The organism is Collinsella aerofaciens (assembly GCF_901212495.1).
Classification (GTDB): Bacteria; Actinomycetota; Coriobacteriia; order Coriobacteriales; family Coriobacteriaceae; genus Collinsella; species Collinsella aerofaciens_H.
This window is the reverse complement of record NZ_CAAKNY010000031.1, coordinates 90,538-111,093: the sequence shown is the minus strand read 5'-3', so window position 1 is coordinate 111,093 and position 20,556 is coordinate 90,538. Positions and strand designations below refer to the sequence as shown.

Below are 20,556 nucleotides of genomic sequence, written 5' to 3'. Positions count from 1 at the left end.
AAAAAGCCCCGTCCCAAATTAGCTACCCTGCAGCCCACAATTCGGTCGAAAAGTGGGCTGCAGTTTCTCCGGGCTTGTCAAAGAGCGGCGACAGCCGCGCCTCGCCTACTCCCCCAGCAGCGCTTTCTCCGGCGTGATGGGCAGCGAGCGGACCTGGTGGCCGGTGGCGTGCGCCACGGCCGAGGCAACGGCGGCGAGCGGCGTGTTGATGACGACCTCGCCGATCGACTTGGCGCCAAACGGACCCGTTGGCTCGTAGCTCGGCTCAAAGGCCACGCGGATGCTGCCGATATCCAGGCGCGTGGGCAGCTTGTAGCTCATAAAGTTGCCGGTACGCAGGCGGCCGCGGTCGTCATGCTCGACAATCTCGTAGAGCGCGTGGCCGATACCCTGGGCAATACCGCCCTCGGCCTGGACGCGCGCGAGCGCCTCGTTGATCACGGTGCCGCAGTCCACAGCCGCCGCGTAGTCCACCACGGTCACCTTGCCGGTGGCCTTGTCGACCTCGACCTCGGCAATGCCGGCCATAAACGGCGGGGGCGAAACGGGCAGGCAGGCAGAGGCGTGCGAGGTCAGCGCGTCGCCGCCCGCGATGTTCTTGACACACAGGTTGGCAAAGTCGCGCAGCGTAAGGTAGCGACCGCGCTCGCGAGCGGCGCGCTCGTCGGACAGGCGCACGTACTGACCGTCGAAGGCCACGTCGGCGGCGTCAACGTCCCACATCTGGGCAGCCTTGGCGCAAATCTTCTCGCGCAGCTCGGCCGCAGCGTTCTTGGCGGCAAGGCCCGTCACGTAGGTACCGGAGCTCGCATACGAGCCGGCGTCGAACGGCGACACGTCGGTGTCTACGCCGCGCACCACGATCAACGAGCTCTCCACGCCCAGCTCCTCGGCGGCAATCTGCGCCAGGATCGTGTCGACGCCCATGCCGTTATCGGTGGCGCCGGTGCCGATGGTAATGAAGCCGTCCTCTTCCAGGCGCATGTCGATGCCGGCGATATCCACGTTGGAAATGCCCGAGCCCTGCATGGTGAGCGCGCAGCCCAGAGCACGCACGCGGTCGCCCAGGTCCACGGCCAGCGGCTTGTCGCGCCAGCCGATCATATCCATCGCGCGCAGCAGGCAGCGGTCGAGCGCGCAGGCGTTGAGCTTCTCGTTGTAGTACTGCGGCATGATCTCCCCCTCGTGCACCATGTTCTTAAGGCGCAGGTCGGCGGGGTCCATGTGCAGCATGTCGGCGAGCTCGTTGACGGCGCTCTCCACGGCAAACTGGCCCTGGGTGGCACCGTAGCCGCGATACGCGCCGCCGCGGTTGGTATTGGTGTAGACGGCGTCCCACCTAAAGCGGCTCGCCTTCACATGGTTGTAGATGGGTAGGCTCTTGTGGCCCGAAAGTCCGATCGTCGTGGTGGCGTGCTCGCCGTACGCGCCGGCGTTGGACAGCGTATGCAGATCGATGGCCGTGATGGTGCCGTCGTTCATGGCGCCCAGCTTAACGGTCATCTGCATCTGGTGGCGCGAGTTGCCCGCGGTGATGGTCTCCTCGCGGGTGTAGCAGCAATAGCTCGGACGGCCAGTCTGCTGGGTCACGAATGCCACGAAGATCTCGCAGCACCCCGTCTGCTTGGAGCCAAAGCCGCCACCGATGCGCGGCTTGATGACCTGCACCTGCGACTGCGGAATGTCGAGCGACTGCGCGACCATGCGGCGCACGTGGAAGGGCACCTGCGTGGAGGTGGTCACCGAGATGCGGCCGAACGCGTCGGTCGTCGCGAAGGCACGGAAGGTCTCCATGGGCGCGGTCTGCGTGGCCTGGCTGGTGTAAGTGCGTTCAAAGACGATATCGCTCTGGGCGAAAGCCTCGTCCAGGTCGCCATAATCGCTGGTACCGCTGCACACCAGGTTGCGCGGGACATCGCCGCCCTGGGGGAACATAAAGGTCACGTCGCCCTCGGGGTGGACCACGATGTCGTTATCGAGTGCCTGGGTAAAGTCGAGCAGCGGCTCGAGCACCTCGTAGTCGACCTTGATGAGCTTGAGCGCCTTGTCGGCGGCCTCCTCGGTCTCGGCGGCGACGATCGCCACCTCTTCGTTTTGGTAACGGACGAGGTTCTCGAGGATCAAGCGGTCGTAGGGCGAAGGCTGTGGGTAGCTCTGACCGGCAATGGTAAAGCGGCGCTTGGGCACGTCCTCGTAGGTGTAGACGCCCACGACACCGGGCACCTTCAGGGCGCGCGAGGTGTCGATGGAGCGGATCTTGGCGCGGGCATAGGGGCTGCGCTTGAGTTTGACGATGAGCGCGCCGGCGGGCACCATATCGCCGGTATAGACCGGACGGCCCTCGAGCAGCGCCTTCGAGTCCTTCTTGGGCTGCTTGTGGGTAATCTGCTTGTAGGTGACGCCGTCGTAGCTGGTGTTATTGACCGGCAGCTCGGGCATCTCGAAGCCCACCTGTACGCCAGATTCGTTGAGGAAGCGGACGATGGCGCGCAGCTGGCTCTCGTAGCCGCTGCAACGGCAGAGGTTGCCGGCGAGCTGGCGCGACAGCTCCTCGCGCGTGACGACGAGGCTCGCGTCCTCCTTGGCGGCGCGGGCAAGCGCCAGCACATTCATGATGAGGCCGGGGGCGCAAAAACCGCACTGCTCGGCGCCTTCGGCAGCCATCGCACGGGCCAGTGCCTCGGACTCGGCCTTGAGACCCTCAAGCGTGGTGATGGAGCGGCCCTCAACGCGCGCGGCGGGAACCGAGCAGCTCAGCACCGGGTCGCCGTCGAGCCACACCGTGCACAGACCGCAGTTGGTGGTCTCGCAGGCGCAGCGCACCGACGCGCAACCCTGCTCGCGCAAAAGCGCAAAGAGCATGGTGTCGGGGGCAATCTGAACCTTGACCTTGCGGGCGTTGAGCGTAAAGGAAAGATCGATGAGTTTGGCAGCCATTAGCGCACCTCGCTAGAATCGACGCCGGGCACGCGGCGGCAGGAATACTCGTCCGTGGCGAACTGAGGTATCTGCACGCCCTCGAGCTCGCGGGCAAGTGCGGCCGAAAGCTCGATGCCGGCGGCGCGGCGCACGGCCTGCACGGCAAGCGGCGCCGAGATGCGACGGCGGTACTCGGCCGAGCCCCATAGGTTGGTGCCGTAGCTCAGTGCGCGTACGGACGCGGCAAGGACACGCAGCTCGTCCTCGGAAGGCCGCTCGTTCACCAGGCCGCACGCCTCGCCCTGCAGCAGGGTCGCGCGCAGCGGGCGGGCGCCCACGGTGACATGCCAGCTGTTGTCCCACCAGGCAGCGGTGACGTTGAGCGAGGGGAAGTCGGTCGCGGCCTTGCGCACGGCCTCATAGCTCGCGCGGTAGTCGTGCTTAACGACCACGACGTGCTCGATCAGGTCGCGCACGTAGCCCATGTCCACGAACTCGGCGAGCGGCACGCGACCGGCCCCCGTTAGCTCAACGTACGAATCGAGCGCCAAAAAGGCCGAGAGCACGTCGGAGAAGCCAAAGCGGCCGTAGATGCTGCCGCCCACCGTGGCGGTGTTGCGCAGCTGAACGCCCACGATGTCGTGGACGGCGAACTCAAAGACATGGTTGACAAGCGCGTTGAGCCCGACATGGCGCTCGAGCTGGCGCAGGGTGCACATGGCACCGATGCGAAACTCGGTCTCGGTCTCCTCGATCCGATCGAGTCCGCAGGCCGAAAGGTCAATCGCCGTCGCCACACGACGCGAACCCAGGCGCATCCAGATGCCGCCGCCCACAATCTTGTTGTTGCGGTTTTTCTGCAAGAGCTCATAGGCTTCGGCCGCGTTTCCAACACGGACGTAGGTACCGAACTTGAGCACGTTCTCCCCCATCTCTTCACTTGTCCAGTACGTTTAAGTGTACCAAACGAGGGGCCGCGACCTTCCACAGCACAAAAACCTCCCTCCCATCCATAAGTTGCGGTGAAATAGTTCCTGTTTTATGGCCCAGAAGCCCACAACAGGAACTATTTCACCGCAAGTTAAGGGCGGTGCCGAGCCGAGGGAAATGGCACGTTATTCTCCATCCTCAAAAGATCAAAAAGGCTCCCGGCCGATATGGTCGGGAGCCTTAGGCGCATCAGCTGATGCCGCGTTGGGCTATATCGAGCGAAGATTTAGCAGACGCCCTGGGCGAGCATGGCGTCGGCGACCTTCAGGAAGCCGGCGATATTGGCACCCATGACAAAGTTGCCCTCCTCGCACATTGCATGCGTTCTGCATGCATACATCATACAGAACCGCCAACGCCCCAGTCAACGCGTGCAAAATCGAACCAGAGACGTTCTTTCAGCACGAGCCGCCTTGCGTAGCGGCTCGGTGAAAGATCGGCTCTGGTTCCATCGTTCAGGTGAGTTAGTCGACCAGGCCGAGGAAGACGCCGATTAGCGAAAGGACCACGGAGATGAAGAAGGCCAGGCCGCAGAAGAGGCCCTGGCGCACGTGGGAGAGGCCGACGCTCTGGATGAGCGAGCTTACCGCATCCGCGCGCGGCGAGCCGACCGACCCCGGTTCCCACAGCGGCCGCGCGTGAACACCCGGTGTGTTGCCCACGCGGGTCAGCAGAGCGGCCACGTCTTCGGGAAGATCCGGGCCGCCCGCGCTGGCTCCCTCCTCCTTATGCGCCGACTGCAGCGCCTTGATCTGCGGGTCGAACGCCAGCTTGGCCACCGCGACCTCGATGCCGCCAACCGCAATCACGCAGCAAAACAGCGCGCCCCAGAATACCTCGTTGCCCAAGGCGAGCGGGTTCACGACCATGCGAATCACCTCGTGCAGGTTCGTGCCGAAGGTGATGTCGTCAAAATCGCCCTGCGAGAGGCCGGAGGCCTTGAGGTCGCGCTCGTAGGCGCCCGCGCCGTACCGTTCGTCGTAGTCGCGCCGGTTCTCATCCAAATGTTGGAAGGCTTCGATGGCGCTCTGCCCATAGCCGTCCATGTGGCCAAGAGCGGTGGGAACGGCGAACGAGAGCGCGATGATGACGCAGAGCCCCAGGCCGATCCACCGCGTGCGGCGCACGCGGCCGACCTGGGCGCGGAAGGCGTCATCGTCCGTGAGGTCCGCCTCCAGGGCGCGCTGCCCGCGGTGGACGAAGAGCGCCGCGTAGGGAATCGTGCACGCGATGGAGACAAACGGCGCCAGTACCAGCGGGCCCAGATCGTCGCCGATGTCCGCGAAGACCCCGCCGGCAAGAAACATGATCAGGGCGACGATGACGGCGGCGACGGCAGCGCCGATGAGCATGCCCGTCGCGTTGCCCCTCATCGCAGATCCTCCGAGCGCGCAAGGAGGACGTCGGGCACGACGGCGCTCTTCACGCTCCGGGCATCGGCAGTCTGCTCGGAAGCCGGCTCGGAGCGATTAGCACCGAACAGCGTCTTCATCCCCATGAACTGGAACGCCACTGCCGCGCCACCCGTCAACAGCAGATAGACCATCGAGATGATCACCACCCACTTCGTTCCCCTGGCAGCATAGTGCTTCCACCCGGTATCCTCGCCATAGTTCCTAAACACCCCGCGCCGGGAGAGTGCTATATAGACCGCGAGCACCAGCACGAGCATGATGACCGCCCAGACCACATCGGTCTGCATATGATAGCAGAACAGGTGAGGAGGAAAAGGGGTGCATACCTTATCCAGATGACAGGTCCGAAGCGCCGGAGCGCCGCCAGCGCCAGGCGAATCGGTTTCACCTGGCGCCGGCGGTGCGGGAGCACGGGTGCGCGACGCCGGGCATACCCGATCGCTTGGCACCGGCACTTGGCGGAGAACGGGGCCGAGGGCGCGCTACGCGGCCAGGCGGCTCGGATCCACGTAGTCCTCCACCACGGAATCCAGCAGCGCGTCTTTATCGTACACGCGGCCGTCGAGCTTCGGGTCCTTCTGGTCGAGCATCAGGTACTGGCCGTCGGACTGGTTGTCGCCCTGGTCCGTGTCGTCCCAGGTCACGTCCACGACCTTCCAGGTGCCGTCGACGTTCACGAGGTTCCAGGCGTGGCCGTTGTTGTTGGAGCCCGGCTGCGGCGGCACGGTACCCGTCACGTAGAGGCTCTTGACCCCCGCCTCGTCGGCGCAGGCCTTGAAGATCGCGGCGTAACCCGAGCACACCACGCGGTTGTCGTCGAGGAGCTCGTAGGCGGCGTAGCCGCGGTGCTTCCAGACGTCCATCGGGTCGACGTCGGCCTTATCCCCTTGGCCGGAGTTCAGGTAGTAGCTGTCCCAGTCGTAGAACAGGCGGTTCGAGAGGGCGGCGTCGAGCGCCTTGACCTTATCCGCGTCGGACATGCCGTCCTGCACGGCGTCGGCCACGATCTGCTTGATCACCTTGTAGGTTTCCTCGCGTTTCTTGTTGAGCGCTGGGATGTCGTTGTCCTCGCCCTCGGCGTTCAGGCCGTTAATGTAGAGCGCCACGGTGACCTTGTCGCCCTCGGTGCGCTCGTTCACGCTCATGCCGCCGGGCCACACCATCGTCATCGGGTTCTGGGCGCAGGCTTCCTCGACCACGTCGGTGATGTCCGGCGCACCCGCCTGGGTGGCGTACTTGGTGATGTCCAGGCACATGTTGCCGGCCATGATGTTGCTCGCCACGAACTTCACGTAGTCGGAGCTGCCGGAGACGGGATAGGGAACGTCGGCCGGCTCAGACACGGCCTTGGTCGACTTCTGGATGGCCGCCCAGTCCACGTCGTTGTCGAAGTTCGCGCGCTGCGGCGAGCCGACAGCGGGGTTCGCCTTGGCCATGGCCGTGAGCTGCTCGTCGGCAGCCTTCTCGATCTCGTCCGCGCCGCCCGGCCAGTCCGTGCCGTCCAGCGTGAAGGTGCTGGTGATGAGCGTGTTCCGAACCTTGTAGGGAATCTCGATCCGCGTGTAGGATCGCTTGGACCAGGTGGAGGGATCGCTCTCGTCCGCGCCCTCGATCATGCTGCTGTCCGTGCTCGTCATCTTGGAGACGTCGATGTCGTTCACGATCGAAGCCGCGGTTCCGTCCGCCATGGTCACGTACGTGATGAGCCGGTGGGCGAGGTACGCCTTCGGATCGGCGCGGGAGTCGGGAGCCTGCTGGGCCCAGTCGCTGTTCACGTTGATGGCGTCCTGCACGGGGATCTGGCTCAGCAGGTTGTTGATGCTCTTGAACTGGAAGGGCGACTGCTGGTCATCGGAACCGTCACCCACGGCCACGACGGTGATGGACGTGGCCTTGACCTTGTCCTTCGTAGGGGCGTACGCCACCTCGAGGCCCTGTGCGCCCTGCTTGACCTTTTCGCGGTTGTAGTAGATCGCGTCCTCGTCATCGCCGATCACGAGGTCGTCGAACTGGTAGTTCTGGTGGTAGTTCGAGGCGCCCGCGTCGCCCCACTTGGCAGCGTCGTCGGCGGCGCGCTGCTGGGAGCTCTTGGACTCGGGGTCGTAGTCGAGCGTGTTGATCTTCGTGTCCGTGGTGGTGGCGAGGAGCGACAGCTCGACGCCCTGGGAGGGATCGGAGACCGTGGGGTCCACCGTCTTCATGTACACCTTGTACTTCTTGGCGCCGTCAACCTTGTCCCAGGAGATGCCGAGGCCGCCGTCGTCCTGGACCGCGAACTGCAGGTTCTGTGGGGCGGCGAGCTGGTTCTCGGGCGCGTTCACGTCGTCCTTGACGGTGAAGTAGGTGACCTGGGGCTTCTCGAGCTTCTTGCCGTCCGAGCCGATGTAGCGCACCAGGTAATAGCCCCCGAAGCCGTACCAGCGGCCCCACGCGCCCTTGAGGGTGTCCTTGTGGAAGACGTCGTCGCCGTCCACGTCGTCGTAGCCCTTGGACTTGTCGCGGCACGTGACGAACGTCGGCTCCACCTGGAGCTCGTTCTTACCGTCGTCGTTCACCTGCGTGACCTGGATGGGGATCTCCTCGGTGAGGGCGCCATCGGCGAAGACGCGCGCGGAGCCGGTGGCGTCCGCGATCTGGTAGTCGCCGGTGGCCTCGTCGCCGATGTTCTCGAGGCCCAGGTCCACGCCGTCGTCCAGATCGAAGTCGAACTCGTGGTCGGGCTCGAGATCGCGCTGCGGCGTCTGCAGGTCGTACTTGTCGGGGCTCAGGTTGTCGGAGTACGCGTCGCCCATGGAGAGCTGCGCCGCCTGCTGGCGGAAGGGTCCGAACTCGATGAAGAAGCGCACGCCCGTGAACGCGAGCCAGACAACGAGGACGATCGCGGCCACCTTGAGCACACGGTGGCGCTTCTTGGGCTTGCCGCCGTAGTCGTTGAAGTCGGGAGCCGCCTCCCCGAACGCGCCGCCAGTGGCGGCACCGTCCGAGGCGACGGCCCCTTGCTCCTCAACCGGCTTCTCTTCGTCGGCCGCAGGCGATGTCGCGGCGCCCGCCGGCGGGACGGGCGTCCCCGGTCGGACGGGCTTGCGCCCCTTGCTCGCTTTCTCGCTCATGCCTTCCCCCTTTTCCCGGGTGGCCGCGCGCCGGCCCCACGAACGCGCGGGGACCGGGGAGGCCGTCCGATGACTCGTCCAACACAAGATGTGAACGTTCCCAAAACGATTCGGATAAGTATAGGGCCGATGGTACGTTCGACACATGACCACCGGTTACCGATTACCTGTTCTTAACGGTTGACGCCAGTCGCCCGCGGGCCATGAGAGGTGAATAAAAGAAGGGCGACCCGAGGGCCTCCCATCCCGAATCCCCGCCGCGCGGGCGGCAGGGGCATGCTGCAAAGCGTGTGAGCTACACGATGCCCTGGGCCAGCATGGCGTCGGCCACCTTGAGGAAGCCGGCGATGTTGGCGCCCATGACAAAGTTGCCCTCCTCGCCGTACTCCTTGGCGGTGTCGTCCACGTTGTGGAACATGCCGCGCATGAGCTGCTCGAGCTTGCCGTCGACCTCCTCGAAGGTCCAGGACAGGTGCTCGGCGTTCTGGCTCATCTCCAGGCCGGACACAAGCACGCCACCGGCGTTGGCAGCCTTACCGGGCATAAAGGCGACGCCGTTTTCCTGGAAGTAAGTCGTGGCCTCGATGGTCGTGGGCATGTTCGCGCCCTCGCCGACCACCTTGCAGCCGTTGGCGACGAGCGCCTGGGCGTCCTCGAGCAGCAGCGTGTTCTCGCGGGCGCAGGGCAGCGCGATGTCGCAGGGCAGCTGCCACACGCCACGGCCGTCGCCCTCGTGCCACACGGCGTTGGGCTTCTCGTCAACGTACATGGCGAGCGTGACGCCCTTGTCGTGGCCGGAGCGCTTCTTGTTGTAGACATGCTCGAGCATGGTGTAGTCGATGCCGTCGGGATCCTCGACCCAGCCGTGGGTATCGGAGCAGGCGAGAACCTTGCCGCCGAGCTGAGCGACCTTCTGGACCGCGTAGATAGCAACGTTACCGGAACCGTGAACGACGACGTTCTTGCCCTCGAAGGAGTCGCCGCGGCTCTTGAGGTACTCGTCCACAAAGTAGACCAGACCATAGCCGGTGGCCTCGGTACGGGCGAGCGAGCCGCCAAAAGAGAGGCCCTTGCCGGTAAGGACACCAGTCCACTCGTTGGTCAGGCGCTTGTACTGACCGAACATGTAGGCAACCTCGCGGCCGCCAACGCCAAGGTCGCCGGCGGGAACGTCGGTGTTGGGGCCAATGTGGCGATAGAGCTCAGTCATGAAGGACTGGCAGAAGTGCATGATCTCGTTGTTGGACTTACCCTTGGGGTCAAAGTCGGAGCCGCCCTTGCCACCGCCCATGGGAAGGGTGGTCAGGCTGTTCTTGAGGATCTGCTCCAGGCCCAGGAACTTGAGCATACCCAGGGTGACCGTTGGGTTAAAGCGCAGGCCGCCCTTGTAGGGTCCAATGGCAGAGTTGAACTCGACGCGGTAACCGCGGTTGACCTGAACCTTGCCCTGGTCGTCAACCCAGGGAACACGGAACATGACGATGCGCTCGGGCTCGACGAGGCGCTCCAGCAGGGCGGCCTCCTCATACTCAGGGTGGGCGTCGAGCGCCGGCTGGATGGTGCCGAGAATCTCGGTCGCGGCCTGGATGAACTCAGGCTGCTCGGGATAGCGGGCCTTGAGCTCTTCGAGAACTTTCTGCGTGTAGCTCATGCTTCCTCCAATGATGGGAAACGAAAAGTGTCGGCCGCGGCACCCCAGGCACCGCGAGCTTTGTTAAGTATGGATCATATCGCAATGTTGCAGCAAAGTTTCGCATAAGCCGACAAGCAGATGTTTCGTTTTGATTACGATGCAGGTAGAAGCGTTTTTGAGCACATGACGAACAAATCGCGTGTTTCGAAGCTGTTTCGTCCACATGTTCCAAACCCGCCACATTGGTGACAGGCACCTCTGTAGTGGTGTTAGTGGCTAGAGGACGAGCTGATGGTAGTCGGCGGGGGTTATGCGGCCTTCGGTGGCAGCGCGGAAGGCGGCGAGGGCATCGCCGGAGAACGGCATGACCCAGCACAGGCCGCAACCAGCGGTAATGGAGCCCGGCAATGGCATGATGCGCCCGGGCACACCGGCGGCAAGGCACAACTGCTCACATTCCATCACATCGAAGGTGCTGTCGAACGACACAATGATCTTGCGTTCGTGGTCGAGAGCATCACCGGACGAGCCTTCGCGGTGTGCCTCGCGATACGCCGCGGCGGCCGCTTCCTCTTCCGCAGTATGTCCACAACCACCGCAACCGCAGGTACAGAGTTCGGACCCATCGCAAGTGCAGAGCTCTCCCGTGTCGGGGCAAATATCGTGAGACATGGCAACTCCAATCGTCTAGGCGAGTAGCTCGGCCGCCGCAAACTCCTCGGGCGTGTTGACGTTCTCAAAGCAAAGCGTCGAGCCCGCGGCCTTAACGATCTGCGGCTCATCCATATAGCCAGCCTGAACGCGATCGATCAGGCAGCGAATACGCTGGCGGTCGCAGGCGAGCAGCTCTTGGGAAGCCGGCGCACACGCGTCACGGCGCCAGACGGCGCACAGCGGCTCAATCCCCCGCTCCTCGCGCGGCACGCACACGTCGAGCGCCTCGGCCTCGACACGATCGGCAAGCGCGCCGACGAGTTCCGGCGAGACAAACGGCATATCGCAGGCGACGATCGCCACGAGCGGCAATCGGGCCGCGGCCAACGAGCTCGCGATGCCGCGCATGGCACCGGCGGGGCCGTCGATGTCCATCACCACGCGGGGACGCAGGCCATCAAACATAAGCTCCTCAAGGTAGGCAAGTTCGCAAGGGCGCGACGTCGTCACGACCAGCTCGCCGGCAACCTGAGCCAGCCGACCCAGCACGCGCTCGATCAAGGGCTCGCCGCAAAACAACATCCGTGCCTTGTCACGGCCCATGCGCGAGGACATCCCGCCCGCCTGAACGACGCACGAAAGATCGGCCCGTCTTACGGTAGTCATACGGCAAACCACCCCCATCGGCATGCTCAAAATCCGACACACGAAGCCAAATACCGTCGCCGATAAAGCGAGCGGCACGGCAAGCCCGTGCAAAAACAAAACAGCGCCTTTGCGGCACGCAGCAAGATCGCGAGCACAAAAGCGCTGGTAACGTATGGCGGGAACGTATGTGAATCGAACACATCCAAGACGTTTTGCACGCCTCGCAACGGTTTTGAGGACCGCGGAGCCCACCGGAGCCCATCCGTTCCCAAGTGCGCCGGTATTTTACCAAACCGAGCAGGCTAGTCTTTTTGGGACGGGGCTTTTTTAGCTGCCCTATCCGGAGCCCTCAAAGCTTAAGACATATTTGACATAGGGCAGCTAAAAAAGCCCCGTCCCAAAAAGACTACCCCGGTGTCGTGCCACGAAAACGGCCCATCTACTACGTTTAACCTGCAGGGGTTGACCATACCCGCTTTTTCATATAAATGGCAAGTCGTCTACCTGCGGTTTTACTTTTGCGGATTTTGGCATGGTCGAGGGTGGTCACTTAAACGTAGTAGATAGGCCCCTTTCGTGGCGACCGGCCCGATTCAAGGCTCAAGGTGGCCAGCTTCAGCTGGCCACCCTCAAAGTTGCGGTGGAATAGTTCCTGGAAGAGGCATCTAAACCGGAAAACAGGAACTATTTCACCGCAACTGAAGAGGCGAGGGCGGACGATCGGCCTAGCGCAGGGACCTCAGGCCGCCGGCCTCCTTGTCGAGCACCGTAAAGCGCACGGCATCCAGGTGCTCCAAGATGCTGATAGCCCTTTTGCGCGACACGCCCAGGGCTTCGCGCAGCACGCTCGTGGTGGCAGCGCCGCCGGCAGCCTCGATAGCGGCGGCGACAATCTCGCGCGCATGCGTCTCCACGGCGGCGGACAAGGCAACATCGCGCTCGATCTTCACGATGGAACGGTTGAGCGAAAGCTCGCGCAGAGCGCGCGTCATGATGTCGCGGTCGAGCTGCAGTCGCTCACCCACCTCGGGCAGCGGCGGCGCATCGAGACCGGCCCCATCGAGCAGCACCACAATGCGGTCGCAGGCCTCGTGCACCACGCGAGCGGCTGCGGCGGCCGAGTGTGGATCGAATACCTCGGCGCCCTCGGCGGCGCACACGCCACGCGAGCAGCCCTCGGCAATCAGAGCCGCGGCAACACCTTCATCTGCGGCAGGCCAAGCAGCATGGGCGACGGCGCCAGGCGTAAAGCCCGTCTCCTTGGGAGCCGCCGCGTGCATGGCGGTCAGGGTCATCGCCAGGACTTCCATCGCGGCGTCAAGCATGGCGGCATTCGCATACAGCGTGCCGTCCGAGCCGGCAAGCTTGCAAGCAACACCTCGCGCTACCAACTCGTTCAGCGCGGCATCGGCCTCACCGGAAACAAGATCTAGCGCCGCGGCAACGTCGGCAACCAGGACTGGCAGCGTCTGCAGCGCCAACCAAGCGCCCACACCGCCCGCGATATCGCCGGCCTCAAGCGCTGCAAGCAGCGTGCGCTCCCCCGCCGAAAGCTCGCGCGAGCGACGGCAGCGCGAAAGCAACACGCGCCCGCCGCCAATAAGCATCACGGGCGAATAGGACAGCACCACAGCATGGTCTCCGGCACGTAGCGGCAGCGAGTTTTCCAAGCGCACCTGAACAATACGGGTCTCACCCACCGCCATGGGGGCCTCGCCCTCCATGAGCATGATACGGCCGACAACCTCGGCCGTGCCCGCCATCACGTGAACGCGCGCACCCGACTCGAGCACACGCGGTTTGGCTCCCTCGCGACCCGAATACGCAAACGTCATCATAAAGCGCATCGTCTGGCCAAAACGGCCTGCCACGCCCAACATCTCGCCGCGGTCAAGTGCCGCGACGCCGTCGCCAACCAGGTTGAGCGCCACGCGCTGACCGGGCAACGCCCGCGGCGATTCGCCATGCACCTGAATCCCGCGCACGCGACAGACCGTACGCGACGGCAAAGCCATCAGCTCGTCGCCCACCGCAACCGGCGCATCGTGCAGCGTTCCCGTCACGACGGTGCCGACGCCCTTGATCGTAAAGCAGCGGTCGATGGGCAAACGCGGTGTGCCATCGGTGAGCTCGGCACGGGTACGGCAGGCATCCCAGCAAGCGGCAACCTGCTCATCGAGCGCAGCCAGCAGGTCATCGATCCCCGCGCCGGTCTTGGACGACACCGACACCATCGGCGCGTCGGCAAACACGGTATCCGAAAGAAAATCGCCCACGTCGAGCTCGGCCAACTCAATCATTTCGCTATCAGCCAGGTCGCACATCGTCAGCGCGACCACCATATGCGTAACGCCCAGCAGCTCCAGCACATGCACGTGCTCGCGGGTCTGCGGCATCACGCCCTCGACGGCCGAAACCACCAGCACGGCCACGTCGATACCCGTGGCACCCTGCACCATGGCGCGCAAGTAATGCGCGTGGCCCGGCACGTCGACCAGACCAACGATCTTGCCACTCGGCAGCGCCAGCTCGCCAAAGCCCAGCTCCACGGTCATGCCGCGACGACGCTCAACTTCCAGGCGGTCGGGATTTTTACCCGTCAGTGCCTCGATGAGCGCCGACTTACCGTGGTCGACATGGCCCGCCGTGCCAACGATAACGGGACACTCCACCAGCGCTTGAACCTCACTCATCGAGCAATCGCCTTCTCAACGCACGCAACGAGCGTCGATGCCGCCGTCTCGATATCGCGGTCGCCCACGAGCGTGCGCACATCAAACAGAATGCGGTCGTGCGAGGCGCGCGTGATGACCGGCGTATCGAAGTCTTGGACGAGCGAGCGCTTGAGCGCGTCGACGGACAGGCGCCCGTCGACCGGGCAGACGGCCACGCACATCGTGGGCAGCTCCACGGTAGGCAGCGAGCCGCCACCGGGGGTCGACGATTCCTCGACGATCTCCACCTGAACGGCGCACGGGCAACCCGCCTTATCGAGCCCAACAACCATACGATCGCGCAGCTTGCGGGCACGACGCTCCAGATGAGCCTGCGGCAGCGTAAGCATGCTGAGCACCGGAATATCACGATGGGCCACGTCGGCACCGTCCATGTAGATGCGCAGTGTGGCCTCGAGCGCCGCAAGCGCCAACTTGCCCGGGCGCAGGGCGCGCATGAGCGGATGCGACCCGCAGGCCTGGACCAGATCGCGACGGCCCATGATAATGCCCGCCTGTGCGGCACCGAGCAGCTTATCGCCCGAGCACGACACCAGATCGAGCCCCGCCGCGACCGAAGCCGGCGTGGGTTCCTCGCCGCCGCGCACCAGGATGTCATCGGACAGGAGCGCGCCCGACCCCTGGTCCTCGTAGAACAGCAGGCCATGCTCGTGGGCCAGAGCGGCAAGCTCCCGAGAGCCCACCTCCTCGTGAAAGCCCTCGATGCGATAGTTGGAAGGATGGACCTTGAGGATCATGGCCGTATCGGGCGTGATGGCGCGCTCGTAGTCCGACAGGTGCGTGCGGTTGGTGGCCCCGACCTCGACGAGCTTGGCGCCCGAGGCCTCCATAACGTCGGGGATACGGAAGCTGCCGCCGATCTCGACCAGCTCGCCGCGGCTGACGATGACCTCCTTGCCTGCGGCATGGGCGGCAAGCACCAGCAGTACCGCGGCGGCATTGTTGTTGACGACCAGCGCGTCCTCGGCACCGGTGAGCGAGCGGATCAGTTGCGCAGCGTGCTCCTTGCGCGACCCGCGCGAACAGGTGTCGACGCTGTACTCGAGCGTGCTATACCCGCGCGCGACCTCGGCCACGGCCTTGGCAGCCGATTCCGCGAGCGGGGCTCGACCCAGGTTGGTATGGATGACCACACCCGTGGCGTTGACTGCGGGGCGCAGGCTCGGCAGCGCAGAACGATGCGCGCGAAATTCAATGGCCGATGCCAGCTCGCGCTTAGAGCGCGGATCGGCACCGGCGCGAATGGCGGCACGCTCCTCGTCGAGCTCGGCCGTGACGGCGGCATGCACCACCGCATCGCAGGTCTCCCCCGCCGCCTTCACCACCGGCCACTCGGCAAGCAGCTCGTTGACGGAAGGAATGGCGCGCAGGCGGGCGCGAACCTCATCGGACATGTTCTGGCTATCGCTCATGTGCGGCCTTTCAAAGAAACGTGGATCAGCCGAATACATCAGCTGAGTCAATTACTCGTCATTATCCCCGCGCGCGACAATCTTTTCCACGCGAACGGCATTTTCCTGGGTGAGCGCAGCGCCCGTAATGGGATCCCAGTGCAGCGGCGTATGGTCGAGCGGGCCAACGCCGAGCGCATGGGCGCCATCCGCGCCGGTGCCAAACGAACGCCCACCGGGAGCAGCCGACGTAAAGATGCACGCCGGATGCAGATACGGCGTCGTCTCCACGCGCACGCGGTCGCGGCCCATGTCGCTCACAAGCTCGACGACCTCGCCATTGGCGATACCCATGCGCGCAGCAGCATCGGCATTCATCTGCACGGCGTCCAAGTCGGAACCCGCCTCGGCAGCACCAGCCGCCGCGAGCCTGCGCGAGGTATGCGACTCAAAGGGACGGTTACCGCTAATGAGGCGAAACATCCCCGGACCGGGTTCAACCATGGGCGCGATCCAGTCGGGCACACGACCCATGCCGGCTCGCTCCCACACGGCGCTTGCCAGCGCAATCTTGCCGCCGTTCAAGGGAATCGCCGGCTCACCCGTACGCGACGGCAGCGCGACGCCCGTGTCGGCCCAACCGCGCTCCTTGAGCTCGTCCAGATCGATCCCAAAGGGCGCCACCTGGGCAGCCGCCAGATCATCGGACGTAAACCGGAAGCACTCGCCCACGCCACAGGCCTGTGCCAGACCGGCAAAGATCTCCCGACCGGGACGCGTATCGTCATGCTGCACGGGCAGCACGGAGTTGCGGTAGAACACCCGCGAATCGTTGGCGCCCACGACCGTGCCTACACCGCGATCGGCCTCCAGATACGTCACGTCGGGCAGCACGAAGTCAGAAGCACGTGCTGTCTCGGACCAGCGAATATCAATCGTCACGAGCAAGTCGAGCTGCTGCAAAATACCCAACCAAGCCTGCGCATTGCCATAGCCCGCACCGGGGTTACTGGCATAGACGATGAGCCCACGCAAATCGCCGGCAAGAATCGACTGGCCGATGGTCGTACACAGGCCGCGCACCGGATCGACCAGTGGATAGCGGTCGGACCCCAGCTTGGGCCCGCGCGGCACCGACGGCGTCGCAAAGCGTGCGGGATCGAGGTCGCCCAGCGCAAGCGGCGTGGGCGGGTTGAGGGCACCGCCCGCGTGTCCGATGCAGCCCAGCAGCACATCGACCAGGCAGATAGCGCGCGCGGTCTGGGTGCTATTGGCATACGCGATACCGATACCGCCATGAAAGCCCGCATCCACCACGGCGGCAGGCGCGGCGGATGCGAGGTCGCGCGCCGTGGCGACAATCTCTGCAGCCGGCACGTCGCACATCGACTCGGCCCACTCGGGCGTCCAAGCACGGGCCGCCTGCGCCAGCTCGTCAAAGCCCGTGGTATAGCGGGCAACAAACTCGTGATCGTACAGGCCCTCGGCAATGAGCACATGGGCAATACCCAGCAGCAACGCCAGATCGCATCCGGGACGCACGCGCAGCCAGCGGTCGGCAAGCGCGGCCGAGCCGCTGCGCCGGGGGTCAACCACGATGATCTTCGCCCCGCGCCGGCGCGCATCGTTGAGCGCATCAACGGCCCCCATTGTCGACGAATCGACAATGGAACGCCCCAAATACATGATGCAATCGGTATGTGACAGGTCGGAGGCGGGGCTGTAGCCCAGGCTGTGCTCCCAACCGGTAAGCCGGCTTACCTCGCAAGCGCCATCGGCACCGTACACGTTGGGCGAACCCAGCGCATGCATAAGGCGATACGCCCAGTAGCGGTCGAACGAGGGCACGCCGAGTGTCATGCCCAGCGCACGAGGCCCGCACTCGTCAACAATCCCCAAAAGACGCTCTGCAATCTGAGCAAACGCCTCATCCCAGGTAATCGCATCAAACCCCGATCCATCCTGGCGGCGGCGCATGGGGTGCACGATGCGGTCGCGCTCGTCAAACGGCAGGGCCAGGCGATGGCGTCCGCGAGCGCACAGGGCACGCGCCGCGCACGGGTGCCCCGACACCGGCAACTCGGCCACCACGCGACCGTCCTCGACGCGTGCCGCAAAGGCGCAATCGGCATAGCATCCCCCGCACGTGGTCACCACGGCGCGACCGTCACACTCCACAGCAGATGCCATCTCGATTACCCCTTTCACCAGTCAAACACAACAGGTCAACAGCCCGGCAACGAGCCCTAGACCCAAAAAGCCTCCCGCACGGCAACGCCCCGCGGGAGGCCCAACGTCATACAGACGGTACCTTACGCCTCGGACTTCTTAGCGAAGATAAACCAGTAGCCGAGCGCGACCAGAACCGCGCCGCCCACGATGTTGCCCAGCGTGGCGGCGGACAGGTTAAACGCAATGCCCGCGGCGTTGAGCGCATCGGCACCGGCGACCTCGGCACCATAGCCGCACGCGTGCATCACGGCACCCATGGGCAAAAAGTACATGTTGGCAACGCAGTGCTCAAAACCGCAGGCCACAAAGGCGGCGATGGGCAGCAGAATGCCCACGACCTTATCGACCACGGTCTTGCCGGCAGTACCGATCCACACGGCAAGGCACACAAAGATGTTGCACAGGATGCCGCGGAAGAAGATCGTCACCCAGTCGATCGTCACCTTGCCGGCGGCAACACTCACCATGGAGTTGGCGACCGCCTCGCCGTTGAGCTTATAGATGCCGGCCATGTACACCAAAAAGACGATGAACAGAGCACCGACAAAATTGCCGACCCACACGACGACCCAAGCCTTGAGCATCTGGACTAGGGTGATCTTTTTGCTCTTGAGCGCGCAGACCATAAGCGAATTACCGGTAAACAGCTCGGCGCCGCACACCAGCACCAGCACCAGGCCCAGGCAAAAGCACAGGCCGCCCACGACGCGCTGGGCACCCCAGCCCAGCGTGCTGTCGCTCAAAAATACCGTAAAGAACAGGCCACCGAAGGCAATAAACGCGCCGGCGAACATTGCCAAGACAACGGCCTTTGAGACCGGCAGGTTAGCCTTGGTCACGCCGGCGGCCTCGGTCTTGGCCTCGATCGCGGCGGGCGCCAGGCAATTGGGAGCGGGGTACTCCACCTTGGAATCTGCCATGTCAATCACTTCTTTCCTATTCAGCAGAGGCAAGTGCTGCTATAGCTCCTGCCCCAAGCGGACAAAGTGGGAAAAGTCGTTGGCGGCCACGGCGTCGTACACGGCGTCGACGGCGTCAAAGACCTCCGGGGACATGGGGTTGTAGAACTCCGTATCGCCCGGCTGGATCCCTATGAAGACGATATCTTCGCACGATTGCTCAATCTCTTCGATCAGAATCGACAAGGGAAGCGAATGCGTGGTGAACATCGACTTGCGGGCCACATCGCGTTTGTCGAGCAGGCGGATGGCGCCGACGGGCAGCGCCATGTCGGCGGCATCGACCAACACCAGGCGCGGCGGACGCTCGCGCTTGATCTCGATGATGTCGTCCTCGGGCGTTTGGCCGCCGTCGATGGTGTACCAACCGGCAAGCGGCGCGTCCTCCATCTTTTTGGAGAGCACGGGGCCGGCGGCATCGTCGGCGCGCAGCACGCTCCCCGCCGTGAGCACGATACCCGCAAACGGGGCGCCGTTCACACGTCCATCCACAACGCGACCCATTACTGCAACCTTCCCGTCAGATACACGCCCGACACATCGCGCACGCGCTCAACCAGATCGCGAAACTTCATTAAGAATGCGACCTGCTGGGCATGCAGCCCAAAGTAGTCATCGAACACCGAGATGCCGGCCTTGGCCGACCCGCGAAAACCGCGCTCGTCGAGCAGTGTGTCGCAGGCCTCGAGCAGCGACGGCACCGCCGCCTTGTCGAGCTGGCACTCGCCAAAGGAGCGGATGGCCTCGAACTTGGTCTTGGCCTCCCCCTCCGGCAGCGCGTCGATAAGCGTATAGAACACGTTCACCGGCACCGAAAGGCGCGGCTCAAAGCAATCGAGCACGCCGGTGTGGTGGCCCACGGCGAGCGTGTAGTACAGCACGTCGCAGGCCTCCTGGGGAACGTCTTCCTCGGTCTCCACAAACTTACGCGTGAGCTCGTAGAAGACCACCTGGTCGGGCGCGTGGCCCAGGCAGGGGTCGGCGACGCCCTCGGCGGCCTCGTCGCTTGCGCGCGAGGCATCGCCAAAAGAGCCGCCGAGCATGCCGGGGCCCGCAAAGTAACCAGAGCGGTCCGTGAGCTCCATCTAACGACCTCCGGCCAGCACCAGATCCTGCAACGCCGAGTAGACCTCAACACGGCGAGGATCATCTTGCTTGTCGATGAGTAGCGCCATGGCACCGCGGATATCGCCCTTGGGCGCACCCTCGAGCGTGTCCATAAACTCGTTGGCCAGGTCACGGCCGTAACGGTAGCCGCTCATGGCGCGCGCCTCGCGCTCGATGGCAACGCGCAGCTTATACGGCACGCCGGGGTGCAGGATATCGGCCTGCTCGCCGGTGGCCTCCACCGTGGTCTCGGCATGGAGCTTTTGGTCCAGCAGACCGAGCGCCATGGCAAAGCCGTAGATGGTCTGCGCGGGGCTGGGCGGGCAGCCGGGTATGTAGACATCGACCGGCAGAATCTTGTCCGTGCCGCCCCAGACGCAGTAGTTGTCGTAGAAGATGCCGCCGGTGCAGCCGCACGCGCCATAGGACACCACGATCTTGGGGTCGGGTGCGGCCTCAAAGGCGCGCAGGGCCGGCATGCGCATGGCACGCGTCACGGCTCCGGTGTACAGCAGCACATCGGCGTGACGGGGCGAGGGCACGACCTTGATGCCAAAGCGCTCGACGTCAAAGACGGGCGTGATGGAACCGAAGATCTCGATCTCGCAACCGTTGCAGCCGCCGCAGTCGACACGGTAGACGTACACCGAGCGCTTGATCTTCTTAAGAAGGGTCGCCTTGGCCTTCTCGATGCTCTCGTCGAGCTCGATCTTGGTCGGGCGGTACTGAAGCCGCTCGGGCAAAAGCGTGGGTTCGGCCATGG

15 protein-coding genes and 1 tRNA gene are annotated in these 20,556 nt (G+C 64.3%); all 16 read right to left on the bottom strand.

What is annotated here, in order from left to right:
• Positions 1–105: 105 nt before the first annotated feature.
• A complete protein-coding gene (locus tag SFLMC1_RS03560) occupies positions 106–2,937 on the bottom strand; it encodes a molybdopterin-dependent oxidoreductase (protein ID WP_152073942.1) in 2,832 nt (943 codons plus the stop codon).
• Positions 2,937–3,839 (bottom strand): FAD binding domain-containing protein, encoded by a 903-nt coding sequence (locus SFLMC1_RS03555; RefSeq protein ID WP_187323846.1) that lies wholly within the window; start codon positions 3,837–3,839, stop codon positions 2,937–2,939. Before SFLMC1_RS03555 ends, SFLMC1_RS03560 begins: the two co-directional genes overlap by 1 nt.
• Before the next feature lie 534 nt (positions 3,840–4,373).
• On the bottom strand, positions 4,374–5,282 hold the full coding sequence (locus SFLMC1_RS03550; RefSeq protein ID WP_152073944.1) for a hypothetical protein: 909 nt from the start codon (positions 5,280–5,282) through the stop codon (positions 4,374–4,376).
• Positions 5,279–5,581, bottom strand: coding sequence for a hypothetical protein (locus SFLMC1_RS03545; protein WP_152073945.1), 303 nt, complete (start codon positions 5,579–5,581; stop codon positions 5,279–5,281). The genes SFLMC1_RS03550 and SFLMC1_RS03545 overlap by 4 nt, the downstream gene beginning before the upstream one ends.
• A 225-nt stretch (positions 5,582–5,806) precedes the next feature.
• The gene (locus SFLMC1_RS03540; protein ID WP_152073946.1) at positions 5,807–8,434 is read right to left on the bottom strand and encodes a transglutaminase domain-containing protein; all 2,628 of its coding nucleotides are present in this window, start codon (positions 8,432–8,434) and stop codon (positions 5,807–5,809) included.
• Between the two features lie 295 nt (positions 8,435–8,729).
• Entirely contained in the window at positions 8,730–10,085 is a 1,356-nt protein-coding gene (gdhA, locus tag SFLMC1_RS03535; protein WP_152073947.1) for an NADP-specific glutamate dehydrogenase, read from the bottom strand.
• Positions 10,086–10,343: 258 nt separating this feature from the next.
• The gene (locus SFLMC1_RS03530; protein WP_152073948.1) at positions 10,344–10,739 is read right to left on the bottom strand and encodes a DUF3343 domain-containing protein; all 396 of its coding nucleotides are present in this window, start codon (positions 10,737–10,739) and stop codon (positions 10,344–10,346) included.
• Between the two features lie 15 nt (positions 10,740–10,754).
• Positions 10,755–11,387 (bottom strand): molybdenum cofactor guanylyltransferase, encoded by a 633-nt coding sequence (locus SFLMC1_RS03525; RefSeq protein ID WP_187323845.1) that lies wholly within the window; start codon positions 11,385–11,387, stop codon positions 10,755–10,757.
• Between the two features lie 155 nt (positions 11,388–11,542).
• Positions 11,543–11,639, bottom strand: a tRNA-Sec gene (locus SFLMC1_RS03520).
• Positions 11,640–12,094: 455 nt separating this feature from the next.
• The gene (selB, locus tag SFLMC1_RS03515; RefSeq protein ID WP_152073950.1) at positions 12,095–14,062 is read right to left on the bottom strand and encodes a selenocysteine-specific translation elongation factor; all 1,968 of its coding nucleotides are present in this window, start codon (positions 14,060–14,062) and stop codon (positions 12,095–12,097) included.
• Positions 14,059–15,516 (bottom strand): L-seryl-tRNA(Sec) selenium transferase, encoded by a 1,458-nt coding sequence (selA, locus tag SFLMC1_RS03510; protein ID WP_197036676.1) that lies wholly within the window; start codon positions 15,514–15,516, stop codon positions 14,059–14,061. The genes selB and selA overlap by 4 nt, the downstream gene beginning before the upstream one ends.
• Before the next feature lie 51 nt (positions 15,517–15,567).
• Positions 15,568–17,685, bottom strand: a complete 2,118-nt coding sequence (locus SFLMC1_RS03505) for a molybdopterin-dependent oxidoreductase (RefSeq protein ID WP_152073951.1) — start codon at positions 17,683–17,685, stop codon at positions 15,568–15,570.
• Between the two features lie 122 nt (positions 17,686–17,807).
• Positions 17,808–18,647 (bottom strand): formate/nitrite transporter family protein, encoded by an 840-nt coding sequence (locus SFLMC1_RS03500; RefSeq protein ID WP_152073952.1) that lies wholly within the window; start codon positions 18,645–18,647, stop codon positions 17,808–17,810.
• Positions 18,648–18,686: 39 nt separating this feature from the next.
• Entirely contained in the window at positions 18,687–19,190 is a 504-nt protein-coding gene (gene hycI / locus SFLMC1_RS03495; protein ID WP_152073953.1) for a hydrogenase maturation peptidase HycI, read from the bottom strand.
• Entirely contained in the window at positions 19,190–19,771 is a 582-nt protein-coding gene (locus SFLMC1_RS03490; RefSeq protein WP_152073954.1) for a formate hydrogenlyase maturation HycH family protein, read from the bottom strand. The genes hycI and SFLMC1_RS03490 overlap by 1 nt, the downstream gene beginning before the upstream one ends.
• Positions 19,772–20,554 carry an NADH-quinone oxidoreductase subunit B family protein gene (locus tag SFLMC1_RS03485; protein ID WP_118259010.1) on the bottom strand — a complete coding sequence of 261 codons (783 nt, stop codon included), beginning with the start codon at positions 20,552–20,554 and terminating at the stop codon, positions 19,772–19,774.
• Positions 20,555–20,556 lie beyond the last annotated feature (2 nt).